This is a genomic window from Desulfosporosinus fructosivorans (assembly GCF_004766045.1).
Lineage (GTDB): Bacteria > Bacillota > Desulfitobacteriia > Desulfitobacteriales > Desulfitobacteriaceae > Desulfosporosinus > Desulfosporosinus fructosivorans.
Genome location: NZ_SPQQ01000005.1, coordinates 145,350 through 168,924, shown reverse-complemented (window position 1 = coordinate 168,924; position 23,575 = coordinate 145,350). Strand labels below are relative to the sequence as shown.

At 40.8% G+C, this 23,575-nt stretch carries 31 protein-coding genes; 18 read left to right on the top strand and 13 right to left on the bottom strand.

Annotation, left to right across the window (positions count from 1 at the left end):
• Positions 1-102: 102 nt before the first annotated feature.
• A complete protein-coding gene (locus tag E4K67_RS31555) occupies positions 103-168 on the bottom strand; it encodes a multicopper oxidase domain-containing protein (protein WP_420841552.1) in 66 nt (21 codons plus the stop codon).
• Here E4K67_RS31555 and E4K67_RS15355 point away from each other — a divergent pair.
• The 9 genes from E4K67_RS15355 to E4K67_RS15315 all read left to right on the top strand — a co-directional run bounded on the left by E4K67_RS15355 (position 154) and on the right by E4K67_RS15315 (position 7,336).
• Positions 154-531 (top strand): YncE family protein, encoded by a 378-nt coding sequence (locus tag E4K67_RS15355; protein ID WP_243454487.1) that lies wholly within the window; start codon positions 154-156, stop codon positions 529-531. The genes E4K67_RS31555 and E4K67_RS15355 overlap by 15 nt on opposite strands.
• 352 nt (positions 532-883) lie before the next feature.
• Entirely contained in the window at positions 884-1,276 is a 393-nt protein-coding gene (locus tag E4K67_RS15350; protein ID WP_135548217.1) for a hypothetical protein, read from the top strand.
• Between the two features lie 260 nt (positions 1,277-1,536).
• Complete coding sequence (locus E4K67_RS15345) at positions 1,537-1,872, top strand: metal-sensitive transcriptional regulator (RefSeq protein WP_135548215.1); 336 nt, start codon at positions 1,537-1,539, stop codon at positions 1,870-1,872.
• Between the two features lie 64 nt (positions 1,873-1,936).
• On the top strand, positions 1,937-4,516 hold the full coding sequence (locus tag E4K67_RS15340) for a heavy metal translocating P-type ATPase (RefSeq protein WP_135548213.1): 2,580 nt from the start codon (positions 1,937-1,939) through the stop codon (positions 4,514-4,516).
• 15 nt (positions 4,517-4,531) lie between these two features.
• On the top strand, positions 4,532-4,750 hold the full coding sequence (locus E4K67_RS15335; protein WP_135548211.1) for a hypothetical protein: 219 nt from the start codon (positions 4,532-4,534) through the stop codon (positions 4,748-4,750).
• 157 nt (positions 4,751-4,907) lie between these two features.
• Positions 4,908-5,687 carry a prolipoprotein diacylglyceryl transferase gene (gene lgt, locus E4K67_RS15330; RefSeq protein ID WP_135548209.1) on the top strand — a complete coding sequence of 260 codons (780 nt, stop codon included), beginning with the start codon at positions 4,908-4,910 and terminating at the stop codon, positions 5,685-5,687.
• A gap of 39 nt (positions 5,688-5,726) precedes the next feature.
• Positions 5,727-5,897: a DUF2933 domain-containing protein gene (locus E4K67_RS15325; protein ID WP_135548207.1), complete on the top strand. Its 171-nt coding sequence runs from the start codon at positions 5,727-5,729 to the stop codon at positions 5,895-5,897.
• Positions 5,898-5,930: 33 nt separating this feature from the next.
• Positions 5,931-6,137: a hypothetical protein gene (locus tag E4K67_RS15320; protein ID WP_135548205.1), complete on the top strand. Its 207-nt coding sequence runs from the start codon at positions 5,931-5,933 to the stop codon at positions 6,135-6,137.
• A gap of 260 nt (positions 6,138-6,397) precedes the next feature.
• Positions 6,398-7,336: a peptidase gene (locus E4K67_RS15315; RefSeq protein WP_243454486.1), complete on the top strand. Its 939-nt coding sequence runs from the start codon at positions 6,398-6,400 to the stop codon at positions 7,334-7,336.
• A gap of 527 nt (positions 7,337-7,863) precedes the next feature.
• Here the strand turns inward: E4K67_RS15315 and E4K67_RS15310 are convergent.
• Positions 7,864-8,562 (bottom strand): C40 family peptidase, encoded by a 699-nt coding sequence (locus E4K67_RS15310; protein ID WP_135548203.1) that lies wholly within the window; start codon positions 8,560-8,562, stop codon positions 7,864-7,866.
• Between the two features lie 446 nt (positions 8,563-9,008).
• On the opposite strand from E4K67_RS15310, the gene dsrJ reads away from it, so the two are divergent.
• The 9 genes from dsrJ to E4K67_RS31325 all read left to right on the top strand — a co-directional run bounded on the left by dsrJ (position 9,009) and on the right by E4K67_RS31325 (position 13,732).
• Positions 9,009-9,419, top strand: coding sequence for a sulfate reduction electron transfer complex DsrMKJOP subunit DsrJ (gene dsrJ, locus E4K67_RS15305; protein WP_135548201.1), 411 nt, complete (start codon positions 9,009-9,011; stop codon positions 9,417-9,419).
• A 60-nt stretch (positions 9,420-9,479) separates the two neighbouring features.
• The gene (dsrP, locus tag E4K67_RS15300; protein ID WP_135548199.1) at positions 9,480-10,634 is read left to right on the top strand and encodes a sulfate reduction electron transfer complex DsrMKJOP subunit DsrP; all 1,155 of its coding nucleotides are present in this window, start codon (positions 9,480-9,482) and stop codon (positions 10,632-10,634) included.
• A gap of 465 nt (positions 10,635-11,099) precedes the next feature.
• Entirely contained in the window at positions 11,100-11,303 is a 204-nt protein-coding gene (locus E4K67_RS31335) for a hypothetical protein (RefSeq protein WP_338031879.1), read from the top strand.
• Complete coding sequence (locus E4K67_RS31330) at positions 11,209-11,532, top strand: HD-GYP domain-containing protein (protein WP_338031878.1); 324 nt, start codon at positions 11,209-11,211, stop codon at positions 11,530-11,532. The genes E4K67_RS31335 and E4K67_RS31330 overlap by 95 nt, the downstream gene beginning before the upstream one ends.
• Positions 11,533-11,550: 18 nt before the next feature.
• On the top strand, positions 11,551-12,231 hold the full coding sequence (locus E4K67_RS15290; RefSeq protein WP_135548197.1) for a GGDEF domain-containing protein: 681 nt from the start codon (positions 11,551-11,553) through the stop codon (positions 12,229-12,231).
• Between the two features lie 435 nt (positions 12,232-12,666).
• Positions 12,667-12,906, top strand: a complete 240-nt coding sequence (locus E4K67_RS15285; RefSeq protein ID WP_135548195.1) for a hypothetical protein — start codon at positions 12,667-12,669, stop codon at positions 12,904-12,906.
• Positions 12,903-13,115: a hypothetical protein gene (locus E4K67_RS15280; protein ID WP_135548193.1), complete on the top strand. Its 213-nt coding sequence runs from the start codon at positions 12,903-12,905 to the stop codon at positions 13,113-13,115. Before E4K67_RS15285 ends, E4K67_RS15280 begins: the two co-directional genes overlap by 4 nt.
• 166 nt (positions 13,116-13,281) lie before the next feature.
• On the top strand, positions 13,282-13,602 hold the full coding sequence (locus E4K67_RS15275) for a hypothetical protein (RefSeq protein WP_338031877.1): 321 nt from the start codon (positions 13,282-13,284) through the stop codon (positions 13,600-13,602).
• 1 nt (position 13,603) lies between these two features.
• Positions 13,604-13,732, top strand: a complete 129-nt coding sequence (locus E4K67_RS31325; protein WP_338031876.1) for a hypothetical protein — start codon at positions 13,604-13,606, stop codon at positions 13,730-13,732.
• Positions 13,733-14,647: 915 nt separating this feature from the next.
• Here the strand turns inward: E4K67_RS31325 and E4K67_RS15270 are convergent.
• From E4K67_RS15270 to istA, 11 genes are all read right to left on the bottom strand, one after another.
• Positions 14,648-14,899, bottom strand: a complete 252-nt coding sequence (locus tag E4K67_RS15270) for a hypothetical protein (protein ID WP_206752205.1) — start codon at positions 14,897-14,899, stop codon at positions 14,648-14,650.
• A complete protein-coding gene (locus tag E4K67_RS15265) occupies positions 14,896-15,765 on the bottom strand; it encodes an N-acetylmuramoyl-L-alanine amidase family protein (protein ID WP_135548191.1) in 870 nt (289 codons plus the stop codon). The genes E4K67_RS15270 and E4K67_RS15265 overlap by 4 nt, the downstream gene beginning before the upstream one ends.
• Positions 15,766-16,002: 237 nt before the next feature.
• On the bottom strand, positions 16,003-16,641 hold the full coding sequence (locus E4K67_RS15260) for a class I SAM-dependent methyltransferase (RefSeq protein ID WP_135548189.1): 639 nt from the start codon (positions 16,639-16,641) through the stop codon (positions 16,003-16,005).
• 59 nt (positions 16,642-16,700) lie between these two features.
• Complete coding sequence (locus tag E4K67_RS15255) at positions 16,701-17,159, bottom strand: RrF2 family transcriptional regulator (RefSeq protein ID WP_135548594.1); 459 nt, start codon at positions 17,157-17,159, stop codon at positions 16,701-16,703.
• A gap of 178 nt (positions 17,160-17,337) precedes the next feature.
• Positions 17,338-18,237 carry a DMT family transporter gene (locus E4K67_RS15250; protein WP_135548187.1) on the bottom strand — a complete coding sequence of 300 codons (900 nt, stop codon included), beginning with the start codon at positions 18,235-18,237 and terminating at the stop codon, positions 17,338-17,340.
• Between the two features lie 49 nt (positions 18,238-18,286).
• The gene (locus tag E4K67_RS15245) at positions 18,287-19,204 is read right to left on the bottom strand and encodes a bifunctional helix-turn-helix transcriptional regulator/GNAT family N-acetyltransferase (RefSeq protein ID WP_135548185.1); all 918 of its coding nucleotides are present in this window, start codon (positions 19,202-19,204) and stop codon (positions 18,287-18,289) included.
• Positions 19,205-19,507: 303 nt separating this feature from the next.
• Positions 19,508-19,807, bottom strand: a complete 300-nt coding sequence (locus E4K67_RS15235; RefSeq protein WP_135548183.1) for a hypothetical protein — start codon at positions 19,805-19,807, stop codon at positions 19,508-19,510.
• Positions 19,797-20,705, bottom strand: a complete 909-nt coding sequence (locus tag E4K67_RS15230) for a DMT family transporter (RefSeq protein WP_135548181.1) — start codon at positions 20,703-20,705, stop codon at positions 19,797-19,799. The genes E4K67_RS15235 and E4K67_RS15230 overlap by 11 nt, the downstream gene beginning before the upstream one ends.
• Positions 20,706-20,727: 22 nt before the next feature.
• Positions 20,728-20,895: a DUF2000 family protein gene (locus tag E4K67_RS31550; RefSeq protein WP_135548179.1), complete on the bottom strand. Its 168-nt coding sequence runs from the start codon at positions 20,893-20,895 to the stop codon at positions 20,728-20,730.
• Positions 20,896-21,190: 295 nt separating this feature from the next.
• The gene (gene istB / locus E4K67_RS15220; RefSeq protein ID WP_135548177.1) at positions 21,191-21,934 is read right to left on the bottom strand and encodes an IS21-like element helper ATPase IstB; all 744 of its coding nucleotides are present in this window, start codon (positions 21,932-21,934) and stop codon (positions 21,191-21,193) included.
• Positions 21,934-23,469: an IS21 family transposase gene (gene istA, locus E4K67_RS15215; protein WP_135548175.1), complete on the bottom strand. Its 1,536-nt coding sequence runs from the start codon at positions 23,467-23,469 to the stop codon at positions 21,934-21,936. The genes istB and istA overlap by 1 nt, the downstream gene beginning before the upstream one ends.
• Between the last annotated feature and the right edge of the window lie 106 nt (positions 23,470-23,575).

Below are 23,575 nucleotides of genomic sequence, written 5' to 3'. Positions count from 1 at the left end.
TTTATTCAAAGTTAAACGTGAATAAGGGCCAGCGTTATATGTAAGCTGACCCTTTGCGCTATTTTTGTTACGAGCTTAGCAAACTTATCGTGCTAAATATACTTATCTTGCCACTATACTTGTCATCATACCGCCATCCTCATGGTCAAGTATATGGCAGTGCAGCATCCACGTTCCTGGATTAGTCATGGTAAAGGCAATATCGACGTACTCGCCAGCTGTAGGAATAGGACCAGCTCAGGTTTATTTGCAATCAACGATAAATACATTTTTATAGCTAACCAAGGTACTGAAGAGAAACCCTCAAATTCTGTTAGCAAAATTGATTTAGCTACTCGCCAAGTTGTTGCTACCATAGAGACTGGCAAAGGCGCTCACGGGCTTGTAGTAAGTAAGGACAATAAATATATTTTTGTTACTAACATGTATGAGGACACCGTTAGTATAATTGACAATAACACTAACAAGGTAAGTACAACTGTAAAAGTCGGCAAAACCCCCAACGGAATAAGCTTTTCCCAACCAAAATAACAAATTTTCCTCTTTGCACAAAATAAGCTATAAACTAAATCTTAAGTATCCCATGTAAGACGAGAACAGGCAGCTATAAAGGCAGTCTGTTCTCCTTACATTTAAGTACCCAAACTTTTTAGGGGTATATCTGCAGATAATGCGACTTCAGTGTCCTCCGTATCCATACTAACGAATGTCTGCAAATTTTCTTTATTCATCAGTTTTTCATAGGTGATTCATGACTTAGTCATATTCAATAGTTACTATAAAACCCTAGAAGGATTCATGCATAGAGTTACAAAGGGAAAAATATTAACTCTGTGTACCGTCTCCAAGCTAACAAATCTTAACATACTAAGGAGGAACACATATGAATGAGTGCGAAGCGGTCCAGGACAGAAAAAAGGATAAAGGTATCATTAAAGCCATAGGTTCAGTTCTTTTTGCAATTGTTGCTTCTTCCCACCACTGGGTTCATACTCTTTTAATCGCATTGGGTCTAACTACTCTAAGCTCAAGTCTATTATCGCTATCTCCGCCAGTAAAGATTATATTTTTATTAGTTTCCCTAGTATTTTCAGCATGGTTTATTCGGGTTGCTAAACGTAAATGGAGTTATGACCGTCCTGCTGCATGGGTCTATCTTATATCTTCCATTATCTCGATTGTCATGGTGATGACAGCCTTGCCACAAGCGATCTCTGACGTTTTTCCACCGTCTCAGCAACAACTAGAGCAAGAGAAAGATATTCACGGGCATTAATGTGTTTTGAAAGATTATAAGTTTGTCAATAATACTGGGTAATTGGAAAAAGGGTCGTGTCTCCGCTGGGAGTTACAGCCCTTTAATAGAATTACAACTTTTCTAATAAGAAATTCACAAGTTATTCATAAGTTTATCGTATCATTGAGTCACACTAAGTACAGGATCAATTTTAGGAGTATACCCATTGTGGTTGCTTTTTTTAAACTCAAAAATATAGGGTAGCCCCCTATACTATTTTATGAAATGGTGGTGAGTCAATGAACGGACTGGTTAAAGAGATTTCTTGTTGCCAAGATAAGACGGAAAAAAACGGTCATATCAGGAGTCATCATGACGAAAAGACGATCCAGCAACTCATCGTCCGGATGAACCGGATCGAGGGTCAAATCCGGGGCATTAAAGGAATGATTGAGCGACGAGATTATTGTGATGACGTTTTAAATCAGATATCCTCAGCCCAGGCTGCACTCGACGGGGTATCGAAGTTGCTTTTGGAAAAACACATGAAATCGTGCGTGAGGGAACGGTTAGAAACTGGTGACACTGAGGTAGTAGACGAAGTACTAAAAACGGTGTTTCGCATGATGAGATAATCATCGGTCAATAATAGACAGCAAAAGGGAATCTGAAACAGAATGCTAGTTGGAGGGAAACGTTATGAGAGAAACAACAAGAAGCGAACAATTGGCACAGGTAAGTTTGCCGGTACAGGGTATGACTTGTGTCGCGTGTGTGGCTAAAGTGGAAAAAACTCTAAAAACCATGACCGGTGTGCAAGAAGTGCATGTGAATTTGCTTTCGGGTAAGGCGGCTGTGACTTATGAGAGTGATCAAATCGGAGTCCCCCAGATGGTGAAGATGATTCAAGACATCGGGTACGAGGTGCCGGAGGAGGAAGTCTTGCTCACGGTGCGCGGTATGAGTTGTGCGGCTTGTGTCGCTAAAGTTGAAAAGGCTATCAAGGGAATGCCGGGAGTCACCTCTGTTGTCGTTAATTTACCGGCGGAGTCGGCCAAGGTAAAGTTTTACCCCGGAGCCGTGGATAAAACCCGGATCAAAAAGGAAATCCAAGCTATGGGTTATGAAGCTAGTGAGAAGGTAACAGGCCAGGAAGCGATAGATCGGGAGAAAGAGGCGCGGCAAAAGGAACTCCGGTTCCAAACTCGTAACATGTGGATTGCCTGGCCCTTAGCCAGTTTGGTGATGATTGGCATGTTCCGGGATATGTGGATTTTCCCTTATTTTGTGCCAGAGTTTCTGGGCAATGTTTATGTTCTTTGGGCCATGACCACACCGATCGCCTTTATTCCTGGTTGGCAGTTTTTTAAACACAGTTGGAACGGACTAAAACGTGGCGCCACCGATATGAACTTACTCTACGCGACTGGGATCGGGGCCTCTTATCTAATTGCCACCATCAATACCTTTTGGCCCGATGCTGGTTTTGGCGGGCGGGGAGCGGCTTTTTTCGAGTCAGCTGCTTTGCTGACTGCGTTCATCGTTCTAGGGCGCTATTTGGAAGCCCTCACCCGGGGTAAAACTTCGGAGGCGATCCGCAATCTGATGAGCTTGCAGGCCAAAACAGCGCGGGTGATCCGCAACGGTGAAGAAGTAGAGATTGCCGTCGATGAGGTGGAGATCGGGGATATTGTGTTTGTGCGGCCCGGGGAAAGCATCCCTGTCGACGGCGAAGTTACAGACGGTTATTCAGTGGTTGATGAAGCGATGATCACCGGGGAAAGCATGCCGGTGGAAAAGCGCGCAGGCTCACAGGTCACTGGTGCTACCATTAATAAGACGGGTTCTTTTAAATTCAAGGCAACCAGAGTTGGTGGCGAAACCGCTCTGGCCCAAATCATCAAAATGGTGGAAGACGCCCAAGCTACCAAGGCCCCCATCCAAAAATTAGCGGATTTTGTGGCCGGTCATTTCATCGCCGGGGTACATGTCCTCGCGTTGATAGTCTTCTTCTTCTGGTTCTTTATTGGTTACGATGCTTACTTCTTACCGACAAGCCAGTTTGTTTTCTCGCCGTATAGCTTAGCGGAAGTCGGTGTCTTTGGTTTCGCCCTTCTCTTGTCAGTGACGACCTTAATCATTTCTTGTCCCTGCGCTCTCGGTTTGGCTACCCCCAGCGCAATAATGGCCGGTACGGGTAAGGGGGCGGAGAACGGTATTTTATTCAAAGGAGCCGATGCAGTAGAATCCAGCAGCAAGCTTAATGCGGTTATTTTCGATAAGACCGGGACTCTGACCAAAGGGGAACCTGCTGTGACTGACGTCTATACGACAGAGGGCTTTGCCCAGGATGATGTGTTAAGGCTGGCAGCGATCACGGAAAAACCATCTGAGCACCCTCTAGGTGAAGCGATCGTACGCGGGGCCAAGGAGAAAGGATTGTCTGTTGGAGATACAGATGATTTTGAAGCGATACCGGGACATGGTGTGCGAGCAACTTATCAAGGACAGACAATCCTGATGGGAAACCGTCGTTTGATGAAGCTGCAGAAGATTGATATCGGAAACTTGAATGAAAAAATGGAGCAGTTTGAGGGAGAAGGCAAGACTGCTATGCTGATCGCTGTTGACGGTAAGGCTGCTGGGATCATCGCAGTGGCGGACATCCTGAAGGAAAATGCTAAAGAAGCCGTGGAACGCTTGCAGCAAATGGGTGTGCAAGTCGCGATGATAACCGGGGATAACCGTCGGACGGCAGAAGCCATCGCCCGGCAAGTGGGAATCACGACAGTGCTTGCCGAAGTGCTGCCCCAGGATAAGGCTGCCGAAGTAATCAAGCTTCAGGAGAAAGGTCTGAAAGTAGCCATGGTTGGGGATGGGATCAACGATGCCCCAGCTTTAGCTCAGGCTGACGTGGGAATCGCAATCGGTTCCGGTACAGACGTCGCCAAAGAAACAGGCGACATAATCCTGATCAAGAGCGATATCCGCGATGTGGTAGGAGCCATTGAAATCGGGCGGGCTACCATGCGCAAGATCAAACAGAATCTGGTATGGGCTTTCGTTTACAATATCACAGGGATTCCCTTGGCTGCCGGTATCCTGTATCCATTCACAGGGTTTTTAGTTAGCCCGGAACTAGCCTCCTTCTTTATGGCCATGAGTTCGATATCGGTAACGATGAACACACTATTCTTAAAACGCTACCAACCCTCGTTCCGGAAGGCCCAGTTAAAAACCAGTGCGCTTTCGGTACCCCAACCACAAACAGCACGCTAAGGAGGAGGTTTTACTATGAACGAGTTAGAAGCAAAAGCGGCCAGGCAGTCTTTCGTGGTTTATACGGCACTTTCGCTGGCGATAACCCTTATATTTCTGGTCATCACTTGGGTGAATGGAACTACCTATACCGCTGTGGCCCGAATTGGCGGCGTGGTTTGGGTTTTCATCCTGAGTATGATTGTCTTTATGCCGATTGTCATTCCGGTGTTGAAAAAGAAGGTCATGGGATAAAGAGTGTGGCTGCTCAAGTGATGGGGTTATTTATGAGATTTAACCTTTTAGGTAATAAAAACGAGATAAAACGAGCCATTGGAATTATCCATTGATAGGGTAATGTTAGTTAAGCTTACCTGAAGGTAAAAAACTGTTTTTAGAGGAGGAACAAGATTTGCTACAAACTTTATTCACTGTTGGGGGATTTTCTCTTGGATCTTATGGAGTAGTGGTTGCCATTTCACTATTAATCGGTTTGGGGGTAGCCTATTATTTAGCCTCTTCTGAAAAGGAATACCGTCAGCATCTTATCGACTTGCTTCTCTATGCAGTAATCGGAGCTATTATTGGAGCCCGTCTTTGGCAAGTCCTTTTCTACGAGTGGGAGTACTATTCCCTCCATCTCGTCGAAAGCTTCATGATATGGCACGGAGGCATGGCTATTCAAGGAGGCTTGGTTGGGGCTTTCATTGTGGGATGGATCTATACTCGTAAGTATAAGCTTGATTTTTGGAAAATGGCTGATATTGCCGCCCCTGGGATTATCTTGGGGCAAGGGCTGGGAAGAATTGCTTGCTTTCTTAATGGGGATGCTTTCGGTAGCCCGACGAACCAAGGGTTTGGCCTAGTTTATCCCCCGGGCACTCCGGCTTATGATGCATATGGCAGCCAACCTTTATGGCCAGCAGAGGTATGGGAAGGGCAATGGGACATGATTGTTTTTGCTCTGATCTTAATCCTTCCGCGTTGGCTCAAACTGCCGAAGGGTATCCTCTTTGTCAGCTATATTGTGCTCTATTCACTGGGACGGTTCGGATTAGAATTTTTACGAGGGGATGGCGCACGTTATCTATTCAACTGGACTTCAGCACAGTGGAGTAGTATGGGGATGATTGTTATAGCCCTTATTTCTGCAGCTGTTCTGACTTTGCCAAGAATGACTGCGAAAAATTAAATACGATGATTATATGAAATTGAAGGAGGATGAATCGTTATGTTAGAGTTCTTAAACCAATATGGATGGTATTTTATTATCTTCGGACTGATGTTCGTTATGCATCGACGAGGTGCGGGTGGGTGCTGCGGAGGACATCAACAGGGTAAAAAGGATCAACAGGATCAGCGGGGGACTAAAGATCCCATATCCTTTGAACAAAAGAAGTAATTCGAAAGGTAGCCTGCGAAAGGACGATGATCGATGCTCATCTTGAAGGGGAAGAAGTCAAACGGCATTGTAGGAAAATACAAAAATATCATTGATGCACGAAAGATCTTTTCCGACGCTCAAAGATATCTTGCCCAGAATCAAGTGGATCAGGCGTTAATCTTGGTAGAGGGTGATCGTGTTGTAATGACATGTATGCTGAGGATGTTTTGTAACCAAGCCTCATTCTCTCCTACCTAATGAACTAAGCCACATCGTTTCTTTAATTAAGAATAACCGAAACTGTTAATGCGTGAATGGACAGAGGGATTCTGAATATCAATCAGGGTCCCTTCGTCATGACTTCCTCCATGCCTTTTCATGCTTTTATTGAACCCGAGCGTAAAATTCATAACAAATTCATAACTCATTCACAGCATATTCGAATTGATTCGATATACTTTGAGACATGAAGTCAGAGTTGTTGTGAAAATATTCTTGGGTAAAATTAAGGAGGAAAAATGATGAATAAGAAAAAATGGATTGTTGGACTCTCAATTGCAGGCGTGATGGCGCTTTCGGGTACGGCTTTCGCCCTAAACTCTGGGTCAGTGGTAGCCCAATCCGTCGGACAAACACTGGGTGTAGCAACTGTTGCTACAACTCAAAATCAAGGAACTGTCGATGATACCTTGGGAAGCAACGAAGTAAATTCTAAAACACCGTCTTCTCCGACCAATGAATCGAATACAGTTACTACTCCGGAGTCCAATGGCTACAGAGCAGGCTACGGTATGATGGGTGGTCAAGGTGCTGATGGGATCGGTGGAGGTTACGGTATGATGGGTGGCCAGGGTGCTGCTGGAACCGGTGGAGGTTACGGTATGATGGGTGGCCAGGGTGCTGCTGGAATCGGTGGAGGCTATGGCATGATGGGCGGTGGCTATGATGCAAAAAGCTTAGGTATTGATCTTACAAACGGTGAAGTCACCACATCGGATCAAGTAGTAGCCATTACGAAGGCTTATACTCAAAAAACTAACCAGGGTGTTGTCGTGGGCGAGCTTCATGAATTTGCAAATGGATTTGAAGTAGAGCTCAAAGAGGGAGCGACAGGTGCTAAAGCCTATGAAGTGGTGGTTTACAAGAAGGGCGGACAGATCATAACTGAAATGGGTCCGAATATTATGTGGAACACCAAGTACGGACCTATGAATTGGGGAAACACTGGGGCGGTTACGGTTAGTGAAGAACAGGCTGCGAATACCGCTCAAGAGTTTGTAACTAAAATGGGTCAAGGATATTCAATCGGAAAACCGGAACTAGCGCCTGGGTATTATGAGTTCATGGTTCAAAAAGACGGCAAGGATTACGCAGAACTTAATATTAATGGATACACAGGCCAGGTTTGGCTTGAAAACTGGCAGGGACCCATTATTAAAACTATTGATGCAAAGTAAAAGGAAATTGAAGCAACTAAAGGGCAGTGACGCATAAAGGAGAAACTGTCCTTTGGCACGTTTTAGCTGATTGGCCACAAGGTATGAAGGGATTTCGAAAATTCACTGTTACGAAATTGACCCAGTTATCTTTGCGTAAAACATAAACAATCTACTTAATACCAAAGCTTAGTGTCCATAACTTTAAACAGCTTTGGACTAGCCTAAGACAAACTGCAACGGCTGTAGGTACTGATATTTTCCAAATTATCTTTCTCTTAGCGATTATTTTAGAACTACCAAAAGTAGTGGTGGCGACGGCGGGTTAATCACTACGATTGGAGTATGGTTATTCTTCGGCTTAGTTTCCATTTTTGCTACCTGGATCGTTATTAGGCATCCAAATCGGTGCCATCACAACTAAAGTGGTCCCTGGCAGGCAGATTATAATTATAAAGAAAGGCTCAGACCGATCTTTTAAGGTCTGAGCTCTTATAGTTTAGGATCTCCCCAAGTATTAAAAATAAGTTAAATTTGCTGGGAACGGATTAGAGTACACGTTTTGCACCAACATAAACAGATTTCCAATAGGGGCCAAGATCATAAATGGTAACACCTTTGGAGCTGGACGAGTTGATGAACTGACCGTTTCCTACATAAATACCATCGTGATCGATAATCCCATTTTTAGCAAAGGAAAAGAAGACTAGGTCTCCCGGCTGGAGGTTATTGAAGTCTACGGACGTTCCAACTTTGTATTGATCACGGGAAACCCTTGGTAAAGAAATTCCATTTTGGGCAAAGACATATTGAACATAACCCGAACAGTCAAAACCTGTCCCAGGAAATGTCCCACCCCATAAATAGGGTATACCGATATACTTTTTACCAGTTGAGATAATAGAATTTGCTTTCTCTTGGCGGGATTGGGTATTACTTTTTTGACTAACTTTGGTAGCATATAGAGTGTTAAGCCGATTACCCGTAATTGGACCAACGACGCCGTCTGAGCTTAAGGATTGAGCAGATTGGAACGCTTTTACAGCTCCTTGAGTATTTGATCCAAAGATGCCATCGACTTTACCAGCGTTATATCCTAAATAGTTAAGTTTGGTTTGAACTTGAACAACCTCTGAACCGGTTGTTCCTACCTTTAACAAAGTATCTCCGATAGCAGCCTGAACTGTTTGGGCTGGTGCAAGTATAAGAAGTGTACCTAGAATCACTAAGCTAATGAGTTTTTTCATGTGGCATCTCCTTTCTTTCTTACAAGTCGTCACCCACTTGATCAAGCTATCATATCTTTATGGACTTACTATGAAAAACTTATGAATTTCTTGTGAATAATGGATTAAGCAAACGGGTCTAATTTGGAATAATCGATGCACTTAGCTTTAATCATCGAGCCAAGTTAGTTCACCTTGATAAAATAAAAGTGGCCGAGGCTCTATTTCCACAGTCACTTTTATCTCTTTAGTAAGCTAGATGATGAATAGTCTCCAGACTTTGCTTTGTAGGGCGATTGTACCTAGACACATAATCCACATAAGCACTAAAATATTTAGAGATAATATGTAGGAAACAATGGCATATTAGAATTGTGGCAGCAGGTTCCTGAAAGGCGTATAAAGAGAGGGCATTGACTAAAGACTATGCGGGTGATCCTAACAACGCAAAAGAAGGGTGATGGATAATGTACAAGGGAGGAAAAATAATAGCGGCGCTTGTTGTCTTCGTTGCTTTACTGAGCATACCGTTTTTCTATAATATGGGGAAATCCAACACAGGACCTGTAATAAATCTTAATACTCCCGCTATACAGAAACTAGCGGTTAAGGAATGTGTCGAGCCTGTGGAATGGATGAGGGCCAATCATATGAAACTTCTGAGCCAATGGAGAGAGGAAGCCGTGCGCAATGGCAAAACGGTATATACAAATAGTCAAGGAAAGTCATTCGAAAATAATCTTCAAACCTGCGTAAACTGTCATTTTGATCCGGCCTCAAAAGAGTCTGAGCAATTCTGTGTTTCATGCCATACTCATACAGCTGTAAATCCGAACTGTTGGACTTGCCATATTTGGCAAAAGGACACCACGAAATGAGAATAATCAGAAGGCGGTTTTTAAGAAAGAGCGGCTACTACCTGGTAGGGGGTGAGGATCTTGCTTGAAAGAGCTTTGACAGGTAGTCGACGATACTGGACATGGGTTTTATTCTTACTTGCTGTCATTGCGGTAGGCTTCTACTCTTACATTAATCAATACAGCTATGGCCTGGGATTAACGGGTATGAGTAGGGATGTATCGTGGGGTTTGTACATCGCTCAGTTTACGTTCCTCGTGGGTGTCGCTGCTTCTGCTGTTATGCTTGTTTTACCCTACTATCTGCATGACTTTAAGAAATTTGGTAAGATGGTCATCCTCGGTGAATTTTTAGCAATCCCCTCGGTAATCATGAGTATGCTCTTTATTATTGTCGATTTGGGTCAATCCTTGCGAATCTTTAATGTGATACGTTATCCGAGCCCACAATCCATAATGTTTTGGGATATGTTGGTCTTATTCGGATATCTCGTGCTCAACATCGTTATTGGCTGGACGACACTTGGCGCTGAGAGTAAAGGAACCCCAACACCGGCATGGTTAAAACCGATCATTTACCTTTCCATCCCTTGGGCAGTCAGTATTCATACGGTGACAGCGTTTCTATACGCTGGTCTACCGGGAAGGCATCTCTGGTTATCTGCAATAATGGCAGCGAGATTTCTGGCATCTGCTTTTGCAGCGGGTCCTGCGATTCTGATTCTTTTGTGTTTACTGGTCAGAAAGATTAGTAAATTTGATCCAGACCCGGGCGTTGGGGCAATACAATCTCTAGTCAAGATTGTTACCTATGCTATGGTCGCTAATATTTTCTTCTACGTTCTGGAGTTTTTTACAGCTTTTTATAGTAATATACCTGAAGCCATGGCTCCCCTAAAGTATCTTTTCGTCGGGTTCGACGTACAGACAAGACTGGTTCCGTTTATGTGGACAGCCACCATTCTTGCCTTTGTAGGAAGTGGATTGCTGCTTTTTCCGAGTACGCGAAAGAACGCTAAGATATTGCCCTTCGCCCTTATAGCGATTATTGTAGCTAATTGGATTGACAAAGGAATGGGTCTGGTGATTGGCGGATTTATTCCAAATTCCTTTGAGAGAGTCACTGAGTATGTAATAACCTACACCGAGATATCCGTGACACTGGGTGTATATGCGATTGGGATCCTGCTCCTTACAATCCTCTATAAGATTGCAATTTCGGTAAGGGAACAATAAGAAGTTTAATGAATAAAAGTTGACTAAGGTTACAAACTTTAGTCAACTTTTATTGGTTTTTTGAAAAGACTTTTGACTATAAAGGCCTTGGTATTACATTCCTATAATAGATATTGGCTTCCCAGACAATGCTGCATTCTCATTCAAATCGTTAAAAATTGATAGGTATTAGAGTTTAAAATAATCCTTAACTGCTTTAAATACTTAGCTAAATCGTTTATGGAAATTTCTTTTGATGGTTTTAAAATTAAGTTCTGTTTGCGTTCACAGGAAATTCATAGTTGTGTAGTATGATTAATCATTTACTAGGGGATTGTGATATCAACTTCAACACTTTATTTGACAAATTAATATCATTTTCACAACTTAACTGCATTAGCTGTTATACTATGTTATAAAAACCATTGGTGTAATAATCTGAAAGGATTACAAAATAATGAGGCTTTTCCCTACTACGCTACCACGTTGCACGATATTGGAAAAGTAGCAATACCCGACGCAGTCTTATTAAAAAATGGAAAATTGACGGATGTAGAGTTTGATGAAATGAAACAACACGTACTTACTGGTCAAAATGTACTCAGAGAGACGATCGCAAAAATACCATTTAACGGAGTCATTTCTCGAAATTGGGATGAATATATGCGCATTTCATCACGAGAAATTTAACGAAAAAGGATACCCCGAGGGGCTTGTGGGTGAGGAGATTCCTCTAGAGGCAAGGATTTTCGCCCTCTGTGATGCGTATGATGCAATTCGATCTAAGAGATCTTATAAGGAAGAACTCTCCCATCTAAAAGCGATGAATAGAATCGTAGCGGATAAAAATCAGCATTTTGATCCTGATGTGGTAGAAGCTTTTTTAGATTGTGAAAAGAAAATTTTGGCGATCACTTAAGAAGAGGGAGTTTGTCTAATGAGTAAATTATGGTTGCTAATAGCTATGATATTGACGGGGATAATTTATGCAGCGGTACTCTTGTATTTCATACCTATGTCACAGTCCAATATCACTCTTTTGCATTGTATCTTATTGGGAGTTTTGTTTGGAGTAGTGAATTTTATCGTGGCTGTTCTTTATTATAAAAGGAATAAGAAACTAAAACACTTAAATCAACAGTTGAAGTCTAACCTAATGACAGATAGCTTAACGGGACTTCTAAACCGAAGGGCATTTGATCAGGCAATTAAAGATGTTGACGGTCGTGGTTACTATTCCCTTATATTTCTCGATATTGACAACTTTAGGGATTTTAACAACCGCTTTGGCCATGATATTGGGGATAATGTACTCAGAAAGGTCGGAGAGACCATTCAAGCCTGTGTCCGCGCGAGCGACCGTGTTTATAGATATGGTGGAGAAGAAATAACTCTAGTTTTAATGGATTGTGATAAAAAGAACGCCTTAAGAATGGCCGAGAAAATAAGGTCGGCAATAAGTCAACTTGATCATCAAGCATATCCGCAGATAACTGTTTCTTTGGGCGTTTCGAGTTATCCTGACGATGGTCTAGTGATTAATGACCTTATTGTTGCTTCAGATAAAGCGCTTTTAAAAGCAAAACAAAGCGGGAAGAATCGTACCATTTCCTGCTAATATGTAGTCTTTTAGAAGGAAAGGTATTCATATAAGAAGAGTATGAAATTTTCTGACACAGATAAGGAAACTACCCCTGGATAGTCCATCTTAAAGTAAGTTTCCTTAATCGCGTTGTTGGAGTTAAGAAATAATTCTATCCCATAATTATAGGAGGTGCCTGCTTGTAGAAAACGAGTTAATTTTGTAATATTTAACCTTGGGACATTTTTGTATTCCTTGTCCTCTGGTAGCCGCTCATTTCGTGGTTTGTAATAATATTATAGTCCTTGTCCTACGGTTGTGTTTGCTCGATTCATCTAATTGTAAGACTTCCACTTCTACAAGTAGGAGTAGTACCTCCACCAAAGACTCGATGTTTGAATTTAGTTGAACGAGTTCACTTGCAAACAGAAATTATTATTAACACTGATTTAAAGAGTAGGAGATGAAATTATGAATAAGAAAATCAAATCGATTGTGTTTGTAGCTCTGATTTCTATTGCAACGTTAAGTCTAGCCGGTTGCAGTGGTCAATCCAAAGATATGATGAACTCTAGCAACATGACCCAATATATGACGAGCAATCCCACAGAAATGATGAATGTATTAAGTTCGCCGGATTCGCGCCAGTCCATGGTAAAAATCATGGGGTCGTCCCAAATGATGCCTGTGATGGTTGATATGTTGATATGATGAAAGATAGTAATGTACAAAAAAATATGATGGGTATCATGGGGAGTGGGGAAAATCAGGCTAACATGGTGGGCATTATGTCTGATCCATCCATGTATAAGCCTATGGTACAAATCATGTCCGATCCTAAAATGAAAGCGACATTCTCAGCTATGCTTAAAGATCCAGCGTTACAACCCTTGGTTAAGGAAGCCTTAGCTGCAAAATAAATTTCAAACGTCTTCTGAAACAAAGGACCCTGAAGTAAAATCAGGGTCCTTTGTTCATGAGAAATTCACAACTTTTTCATGAGATAATCGTAACCTTGGGTTAAACTAAGGACATGGAAGATCCGCAAAAGCGGTAGAACATAGAAAAAATTAGGAGGAATATACAATGTGGAAATTTAACAAAAAAATTACAGCAATTCTAGGAACTGCAACACTGGTAATTGGGCTTGTAGCTTTACCTGCTATGGCTGGAACGACCGAGCAACCACGTAACGGGTGGGTTGGTCAGATGCAAGGCTTCATGATGCAAACGTTTTCACCGGAGCAACACCAAGAGCTTATGAATTCGAACGATATGCAAAATCTTCATAATTCACAGGGGATGCAGGATGCTATGCAAACAGGGGATGTTAAGGCAATGCAAGAATTTATGAATTCAGATCCGAATGTTAAAGCCTTAATGGGACAAGATAATCTGGATAAATAAAATGAACGAATTCATGAGTCAATCTGGAGGAAACATGATGACCAACGGAAGTGGTGTTACCAGTTCTGAAAGTATAATGATGAATGGTAGTGGGACATTGAAGACGGGAAGTAACATGATGAATTTCTAAGACAGTAATCACTAGATCTTTGATGGTTAAGCACTGCCTCAATTGGGGCAAAATATTAAGCATATCTAATTATAAAAAGGAGCGATGTAAAATGGGTTGCTGTGGACATTCGAAGCAAGAAACTTCTGGAGGAAATACCTTGAGTCCCCAAGATGGTATTGTATTAAAAATTGAGGAATAGAATGAATATAGCAAGGAGCAAGAAGGAGCAAGAAGGAGCAAGAAGTAAAGCAAAGATGATATCGCTATTATATATAGTAATTTAACAAATGATACTATGCACTAAAGAGTGTTTTAGCGCATAGTTGGAAACTGACAAAAGTGGCTCTTGGCTAAAAGGATAAATCTTCATTTCAACGTGTCGAATCTTCATCGTCTAAATTGGTCAACATTTCTTCTAAATTGGTCAACATTTCTATTGTAATGTCAGGGAATTTTCTAATTCGTTAGATTTGCCCTTAGTGAGATGTTTAAGCCCTATGGCCATGGTTCTCTTAGTTATATAGGTGGAATAATACTAGGCTCATATCGTTAAAGCATTACAGAGGCTCCTAGAGGGTGGTTTTAGGATCGATTACGAGTGAACTGACTCTAAAATTTCAATTAATCTATCCAATCTATCCACATGAAAAACCATACCTGAAATGACTGAGTAAAAAAGCTCAGCACATATTTTGAATTGCACCAGGTGTGCGATGCAAAGAAAAACACGTACATAATAAATTGATCTTGCTTAGACAATCTATTGGGCTATTATAGTAGTACTCCCCTACGGTATTAAATCTACTTTACATAATATCTATTATGGGACCCAATTTAATTTGTCTTGTAAAGTAGCGCTTCCCATCGTGACCGGCAACATAAAGTTTGGAACTAATTGATACGTCATTTTATGCAAAGCCCACTCAAAAAACCTTAGAGGGTTTTAACCTGTCTGTTAATCGTGGCCGTTTTTAATTCTGTAATCCTTTGCACAACTTCACGGTACCAAGTTAATGTCGGCGTAGACACGTCTTCAATACAAAAAATAGTTTCCTCTTCCTGGTGTTCTGGTGCCTCGAACCAATCAACGAACTGTTTTAAGTCACTTTTTATCTCACTTAGCCTATGCATGAATCCATAATCGAACAATATATGTTTGCTAATGGAGGTAAAAGACACTTTCATTTCAGCGCCTCGGCAATACCGTCCGCAAGTGCTTTGGCCAGTTTTGCCTGATAATTTGCATCACTTAACGCCCTATCTTCATCTGGGTTTGATAGGAATCCCATTTCTACGAGTATCACTGGTACTTTTGACCAATTAAAGCCTGTCATGTCGTTATGTGGAGCAAGTCCTCTGTTTTTCATACCTACTTCGCTAGTGAGTGAATTTAGTATTATACGACCACACCGATTACTTTCATCAATTATTGCTTTAGTTTCGTCATTTACTGGTAAGGGAACTAACATAGAAGCTCCAGATGCTGTAGTATTTTCTGAGGAATCTGCATGAATTCTTAAAACAAGTGCTGCCTTCTCTTTATTTCCAATTTCAGCTCGTTGTATATTTCCAAGGCTCACTGAGTTATCGGTCTTAGTCATTACGATTGTATATCCTTTTTTTTGAAGTAAATCTCTTAGCTGTAAGGAAACGTTCATATTAATTAAATACTCTGGTGTCTTTGTATCAATTCCGACAGCTCCACCTCCGTCCTTAATCTTCATTACAGAAGAACCAGGAGCATTGGCTTCTAATTCGAGATTTGATCTATTCGCATGACCAGGATCAATGACAATAACCTTTCCAATTGACTTTACAATTGGAGTTGGGGTACTTGATCGAGACGGCGCATACTCAGCTTTCTGAATAGTAGCTTGACCTCCATCTCCGATTGTACTGGTGTCAGTATTCCAGGTTTCGTTATTAGAATATTTGGGAAGTTCTGTCCCAGCTACAGGCTCAAACTTATTTGTTTGAGTGCAAGCACTAAGACTTATGCACATCATTCCCACACTCAATAATAGGACCATAATTTTAAGTTTATTTCGCATAAATACTACCTCTCCGTTGGTTTAGTTTAGATGTAAAATTCTACATCCTACATGTACATCCCTTCCATTTCAACATAGTTAAGTCAGAACTTTTAGAGTTCTAGCCTAAATTTTGTTCATGTCCCAAATTTATAGCAGGTTGTGTGAAAACGAAATATTTTCTCACTCAACCTGCTATAAAGTGCATAAGAGATTTAGCTGCACTGCACTTCAATTCGTTAGTTGAATACTATTTATTCAACTATCTATATCGTTCTTTTTACATTTTACAATTATATATTTCATTTGAGGTTTATTTTCCATTTTCTTAATTGGCTCATCAACTTCTGCAAATTCTATCAATCCATATTTTCCGAATTCTCGTTTTACTGAATCGGAATCATAAAAGAAAATTTTTGCGCCTTTGATTCTCTCGAATCGGTCTTTACTCAATTGATTACCCTTTCCAAACATCGGAGCCTTTTTTGAGACAGTTGTAAAAATCATATATCCGTTTGGTTTTAACTGACTATAGCAATCTTTAATAAATTTCTTTCTCTCACGATTATTCAATAAGTGAATGAGTGCATGGCAAAATATACCCTCATAAAGGTTGTCATCAAAAGGCATGTCAGATACTGAACCATGATAGATACTAATATCAAGACCGTTTTGTCGTGCCAAATCAATCGCTGTTTTTGAAATCTCAATACCTGTTACATTAATTCCGTTGTCAATAAAAACCTTTGCATTTCTGCCGTATCCAATACCTGGTATCAATATGTCCTTAACTTTCTTTTCTAGGAAAAAGTCCTTTGTCAAGATTGCGGAGCCTGAAGGTTCAAATCCCCACATCGTTTGTTTTTCTATAAAACTTGATTCCCAGAATTCAGTCATATCTCTTCTCCTTTATGCTTTAATGCTCCAGGTTTCACGGGGATAGCAATCTCGAACTTTTAATATTTGTGGTCTTCAGGCGTTGACGAGACCGCCCTATCGAGTCGATAAACATCGGCGGCGATGTCGGCCAAGCTAATAGTCGCAAGGCGTCGATCTAGAACACGATTTGCCTCTGCAACGGCGTCATCTAGAGCAAGGTGAATCGCCTTTTCGATGAGGCAGCCTGGGCTTTCATCGTGCGGCGAGGGTGCGGCGACTACCCGCTCGTCGAGAGCGCGTTGCACCTCCTCTAATGTAATTTCGGAAAGGGGCCGGACCAGTCGCCAACCGCCGCCGTGTCCCTTCAAAGACGAGACGATTTGCGCCTCGCGCAAACCGGCGAATGTGCGGCGGATCACTACTGCATTAGTGCCGGCGCAAGCGGCCATCTCCTCTGAGGTCATCGCGGCGTAAGGTCGCTCGGCCATGTGTAATAGCACGTGCAGGGCGACGGATAAGCGTTTATTTCTTTTCATGTAACTTATATTATTACATGAAATTAGAATTGTCAATTTGAAACTTAGATATAGTTGTAGAGCCGTTTTCATTTAAGATTGCCCGAATTAGACTAATTTGAAGTTGTTAATACTTCATGAATTCGCTACATGTCCATCTCTTCTTCTATTTCATTTACTTCATTCAGAGAATAATAGCTTACCGCAGATTTTTGTCGTTAACACTATCACAAAGCCTTCTTGATTTAATATTAATTTCATTTAAGAGCGTAAAACCTAAAATCATCACTCCACCTGTAATCTGCAAAAGGTTTATTGATTCACCCAAAATCGTTACCGAAACAATTATAGCGATAAGTGGGTCAATGTAGCTTAAAATCGCTGCCTCTTGACCTTTTAAATCCTTAAGAGATGAAAAATACAGAACATAAGATATTCCAGTGTGAACAGTACCAAGTATCAGTAGATTTATTATTCCAATATTCTTTACACTGGTGATATGTATTCCTGTTGTTGTGAGTACATAAGGCGTTAGCACAATAATTGCCGCAAAAAATTGTATAAGCGTTCTGTCAATGCCAGCAACATTTTTAATAAACTTATTAAGTATCACAACAGTTGCGTAAAGTACTGCTGCACCAAGACCAAAGCCTATACCAATAAGATTGTTACTGGATTCTTCCATTCCGTTAATACCAATTACCATAATGAGTCCTATTGTTGCCATAACAAAGCATACCATTTGTTTGATGGTCATCTTTTCTCTAAACAAAATCGGGCATGTTGCCATTACAATTACAGGTGCGAAATAATAGCTTAATGTGGCTAGTGAAACTGTTGTATAGTTATATGCTTGAAATAGCAAAATCCAATTAAAGCCCATTGCCGCCCCTGAAACAAAAAGTATAGGAAGGTCTTTTTTTATATCTGAGAACAAAATTTTCTTTCCGATTGCAAGCTTAAATATGATAATTGCCACAGATGCTATAATCGCCCTGAAAAGTGCAATTTCTCCAGCGGAAAGCGGAATGTTTTTGACGAAAATCGCAATAGTTCCGAAAACTGACATAGAAAAAATTATTTTAAGTTTTGCTTCCATTTGTTGCTCCCCTTATTTTAAAAGTATGGGTGAGTATTTTGCATTTCCTTTATAAATCCAAATCCCAGCGTTCTTCCAAAACAACTTCTCCCCATTCATTGTTTTCGTGGGTTTGTGTTATTTCAAACCCTTTGCTCTTATATAAATGTCTTGCTACCTTTTGAGCACTTATCGTCCAAAGGAAAACATGTCGATATTCTTTTTCTCGACAAAATTCCAAAGCCATATCAATCAATTTATGTCCTGCACCCCAACCTCGCATTTCTGGCTCAAGAAAGAAATATCTTAACTGTGCAGTTTTTTCATTTGCATGTCTAATTGCAACACTTCCTGCTGGATTCTCATTATATTCAAGAATAAACATGCAATCTTTTTCCTTATCGAAATTTTGGACGAAATCACGAAAACCTTCATCAATATAATTGCTAAAAGCAGCTGATGATAGATTACGCTCTAACCGGTACAAAGCTTTATGACGGGAGATAACATAATCAATATCATTTGCGGTAAAAGGACGAATAGATATTGAATCCGCAGTAATAAACAGATTTCTTTTAATGGTGTTCATAGCATTATGAACTTGAATGCAAGCTTCATCACTAAGAGGTTCAATCAGTTTCTTAATCTGTTCATTCGATTTCTCGTTCAAATCGTTAAAGTCTTGCCACCCTTTGTCGGTAAGCTGAATATAACTCACGCGAGTATCTGTTTCTGAAACGGTTTTGGTAATGAGTCCATTTCGCTCAAATTTGAGTATCATTCTACTCATATAACTGCGGTCAATCCCCAGTTGATTTACCAATGTGTTTGCGAAACAACGCTTTGTTTTACTTATTTCAAATAAAACCCGTGCTTCTGTCAAAGAATAGCCAGAATCCAAAATGTGTTGGTCCAACAATCCCAAAATATTTGTGTAAAAGCGGTTAAATTCTCTGATATCTGAAACAATATCCGCTGATGTTGACAATCTATTTTTCCTCCTGTTATTCGCTTCGTTTGATATATAGTGGATTATGTCCACTATATATAATATAAAGCCGATTGTGGACTATGTCAACAAATTTGATTCGTTTTATTTTGTACACAGAACAATAAAATACCTTGCGTCAAAACAAAATACTTAACACAAGGCATTTATTCATAATCATTTTGCTCATAAATTATTAGATATTATTATCTTTACCTTACATTTAAAACTTCTTTTAAAATATTTGTTCCATTAATTGCTGAAGGAAATCCTGAATAAATAGTTAGTAATAACATAATTTCTTTAATATCTTCTGCCTGTCGTATCGTCATAAGATTGTAGCCCGCTTGAAATCGCTTCACTAAAAGCTATATGGATTTGTGCGCATTCATCAGCTGACAATCCCTCCAATTGAGTCAGAGGAGAGAGATCCTGCCAATGGGAAGAATCAAGTATAAGTTCGAAAGCTTTTCTTGAACCGGACACCTCGGTAGTCCCGCTTCGGTCATCTAGAGTGTCCTTAATAACTAATTTTTCAGTTGCAGAGATAGCTTTTAGTTCAAAAGGATTGATAATAAAAGGCTTAACATTGTTAATATTCATTGTTTTTACCTCCTGGAATATTATTTATTACTATAACTAAATTTTTATGTTTGTATGAAATCAGTGTTGATCCCAATATAAGTGCTCCTCCAATTATTTGATACATTCCAAATGGTTCCCCTAAAATAGCTACTCCGAATATTATAGCAAATACAGGGTCTAAGTAGCTGTATAGTGCTACGGTTGCTGATGATAGCTCCTTATAACTTGAAAAATACATTTGATACGCTAACCCCGTATGTACAATCCCTAAAATACACAACATAACAATTCCATGTATATCTAATGAAGACCACTGTTGAATTGGACTTTCAAATAGAACTAGGGGGGCTAAAATTACTGCTGACATCATTAGTTGTATAAATGTAGCTGATTCAGTAGGAATATGAGACCCAAACTTACGGTTAATAAGCACGATAATAGCGTAAAACATTCCAGACACTGCGCCTAGTAATATGCCCATTAAATTAGCTTCTTGTATATTTAGCGATGTTGCCACAATCAAAATCAATCCACAAAATGCAATTACAACACTTAAAACTTGTTTAGATGAGAGTTTTTCCTTTAATAGTAATGGGGCTAAAATCAACACATAAATGGGGCACATATTATATGCCAATGTTGCATTGGCTACACTTGTAAAGCGGAAAGCCATAAAAAGTGCTACCCATGCAAGTCCTATCAACATTCCACTTAGCATTACAGGCCTTGCACTTTTTTTCTTGATAAACGAAAATAATTGTTGCTTATTCTTCCTAATAAAAAAGTAAACAACTGGTAGTGCAATAATCGCCCTGCTAAAAGCAAGTAGTATCGGGGAAACAGGAATATTCCGAGCAAAAACACCTATGCTACCCCAAATTATCATAACATATATTATTTTAATTTTACTGTTCACACATTTACCTCAACTTACAAATTTATTTTAGAGTAGAAATATTTCCTGTGACTTTATTAACCGCTTCCTTTGCTCCATAAATACAAATTCCTAGATAGAATAAACCGTCCGCATCTTCGTTTTCCATTTTATTAACGTAATCATCATAGCTTTTGCTTTGTTGAGCAAGGGTTGAAAAATCAATTACCATTAGTTCACTGAATATTACGGTCTTTGAGGGCCATCATTCCGGTTGTCACTGAGCCATGTCTCTGTAAAAAGAGAGCAACCCCTCCGGATAGCGAGCCATCCCCGTTTTATACGTATTATCAATAACAATCTTGTGCTTGCCGCCGGGGCTGTGGAGAGTGTGGACAAGCTCTTTTAAGAATGACCCCAAAGTGCTTGTCCAAGCATTGTGGTCAACCTGAAGCGACTAAGCGTAGGGTTGTCCACAATGCGGCACTATCCACAGCTCTCTACGGTCAGTGATGGTAAGTGTCTTGCTATTCTTGTATTCCTTTGCGTTTGCGCATGGAATCTTCACCATCAATTAAGATTGTATAGGAATCATGGACAATTCTATCAAGGATGGCATCGGCTAAAGTACCTTCTCCAATTTTACCATGCCAACCGGCGGGGGAAAATTGAGAACTGAAAATGGTGGAACCTTTTTTGTGCCTCGCTTCAACGATTTCCAGAAGATCGCGTGCTTCACTGTCAGTCAGCGGGACAAGCAACCATTCATCCAAGATGAGCAGGCTGACTTGTTTGTATTGTTTCATGACCTTCTTGTAGATGCCTTCTCCTCGTGCCACAGCTAGCTCATTCAGCAAATCAGGTAGGCGAATGTACTTCACTGTATAGAAGTTGCGGTTGGCTGCAATGCCAAAGGCACAGCCGAGGTACGTCTTTCCTGCACCCGATGCACCGAGGATAATGATGTTGTGCTTTTCTTGGATGTAAGTGCATGTAGATAACCGGGTAATTTGAGTCTTGTCCAGTTTTCTATCGGCATGATACTCAATATCCTCAATGCACGCTTGACTAAAGTGAAAATCTGCTTTGCGGATAAGCCGAGAGAGTTTATTGTTTTTTCGCCTTGCCCATTCCGTATCAACCATGAGGCCAAATCGTTCCTCGAAACATAATTCGTTAAAGGATTGATCTTGTATTTGTTGCCGAAATGATTCTGCCATTGATGGGAGCCGCATTTCATTGAGTTTGCTGATCGTTGTTTCGTTAACCATTATGAATTCCTCCCATAATAGTCTGCGCCTCGGGTAAAGCCGAAGCTTGTGGAGTTTTCAGGGTTAACTGGCTCTTCTTTAACGATTTTATCTTGGCCCGTTTGAATGATGGTTTGAATACTTTTGTAGTTAGGGTTTGGCGTGTAGGAGAGTGCCTTTTTACAGGCTGCTTCTAACCGACTAACCGAGTATTTGTCTGCTAGCTTAAGTAAGCCCATACAGCTTTTATACCCTTGTTGTTCTATACGATGAGAGGATAAGATCGCTTTCACAACCACAGTGGTATATTCTCCGATGTTTTTAGCCCAGGATACGTAGCGTTCGGCATTCCATGCAGTGTACTTTTGATGATCTTCCGGCATATGCTCAACAACCGTACTGTATTGTCCAGGACGACCATGCAATCGAGAGTGGGAGCAAATCCGATGATTATTGAAGAACACTTCAACCACATTACGTGTTATCCGCACATCGACCTTGTGTTTGATATATTCATATGGAACGCTGTAGTGCATTTTATCCACTGAAATATGATAGTTGAATTGGACCGTTGCCACCTTCCAAACAGCCAATTCATACGGTGCAGCAAGTGGCAGTAATAGTGCTTTCTCTTCGTCTCGAAATACACTCTGACGGCTCCCCGGTCTTTTCTGAAAGGGTTTAGTGTTAAATACCTCAAGCTTTTCTCGAATCGCCATGTTAAGTTCTGGCAAAGAAAAGAATTGTTGGCGACGGAGCGCGGCAAGAATCCATGTGGATATGATGCCAACCGCCCCTTCGACACTGGCCTTATCTTTCGGCCTTCTCACCCGTGCCGGAATGACAGCGGTCCCGTAGTGTTCTGCCATTTCATGATAGGACTTGTTGATGACTGGCGTATACCAAGATGGTCGTTCCACACCGGTCTTTAGATTATCCGGCACTAGGATACGAGTAGCGCCTCCAAAGTATTTATACGCATTGATATGAGCAGTAATCCAAGATTCTTGGTTCTGGTTCAGAAAGGCTTCCACATAAGCGTATTGACTGTAAGATAGGACAGTTACAAAAACAGAAGCATCAATGCTCGCGCCTGTATCCGTATCGATAATAGTTGCCGTTTGGCCTGCCCAGTCAACCTCCATTTGCTCACCAGGCTTCCGTCCGATATGCATGGTTGCTTTGGTTTTCGTTACATATTGTTGGTAATGATAGCAAAACTGAGAATACATGAGTGGAATTTCATTACTGAGTCTGCAGGATTCACAGTATTCATTCCAAAGTAGACTGAGAGTTACTCCGCTTTTCGCCATTTCTTTATAAATGTACTCATGATCCGGGCGCTTTCGGGTTAAAGGTAAGGATGATTCGGGGTAAAAAAGCTTGTGCAACTCGCCATTCGTCATTTCCGGGTTCAACGGCCAGACAACATTGAACTCATCAGACTTTTTCACTACACTGGCGACAGTGTTGCGTGAACACTCGCAGCTCACTGCGGTGCTTCGTTGACTGATTCCTAGGCTAATTAGCCGAAGAATCTCTCGATAATTGGTCATTTTGACCTCCTATGAAATGTATTTACACCCGTCCTGAGTGTATATCTACATTTTAATAGGAAGTATCGTCAAATGGCTCTCAGGCCAGAAGGTGTGCTCTGAAATT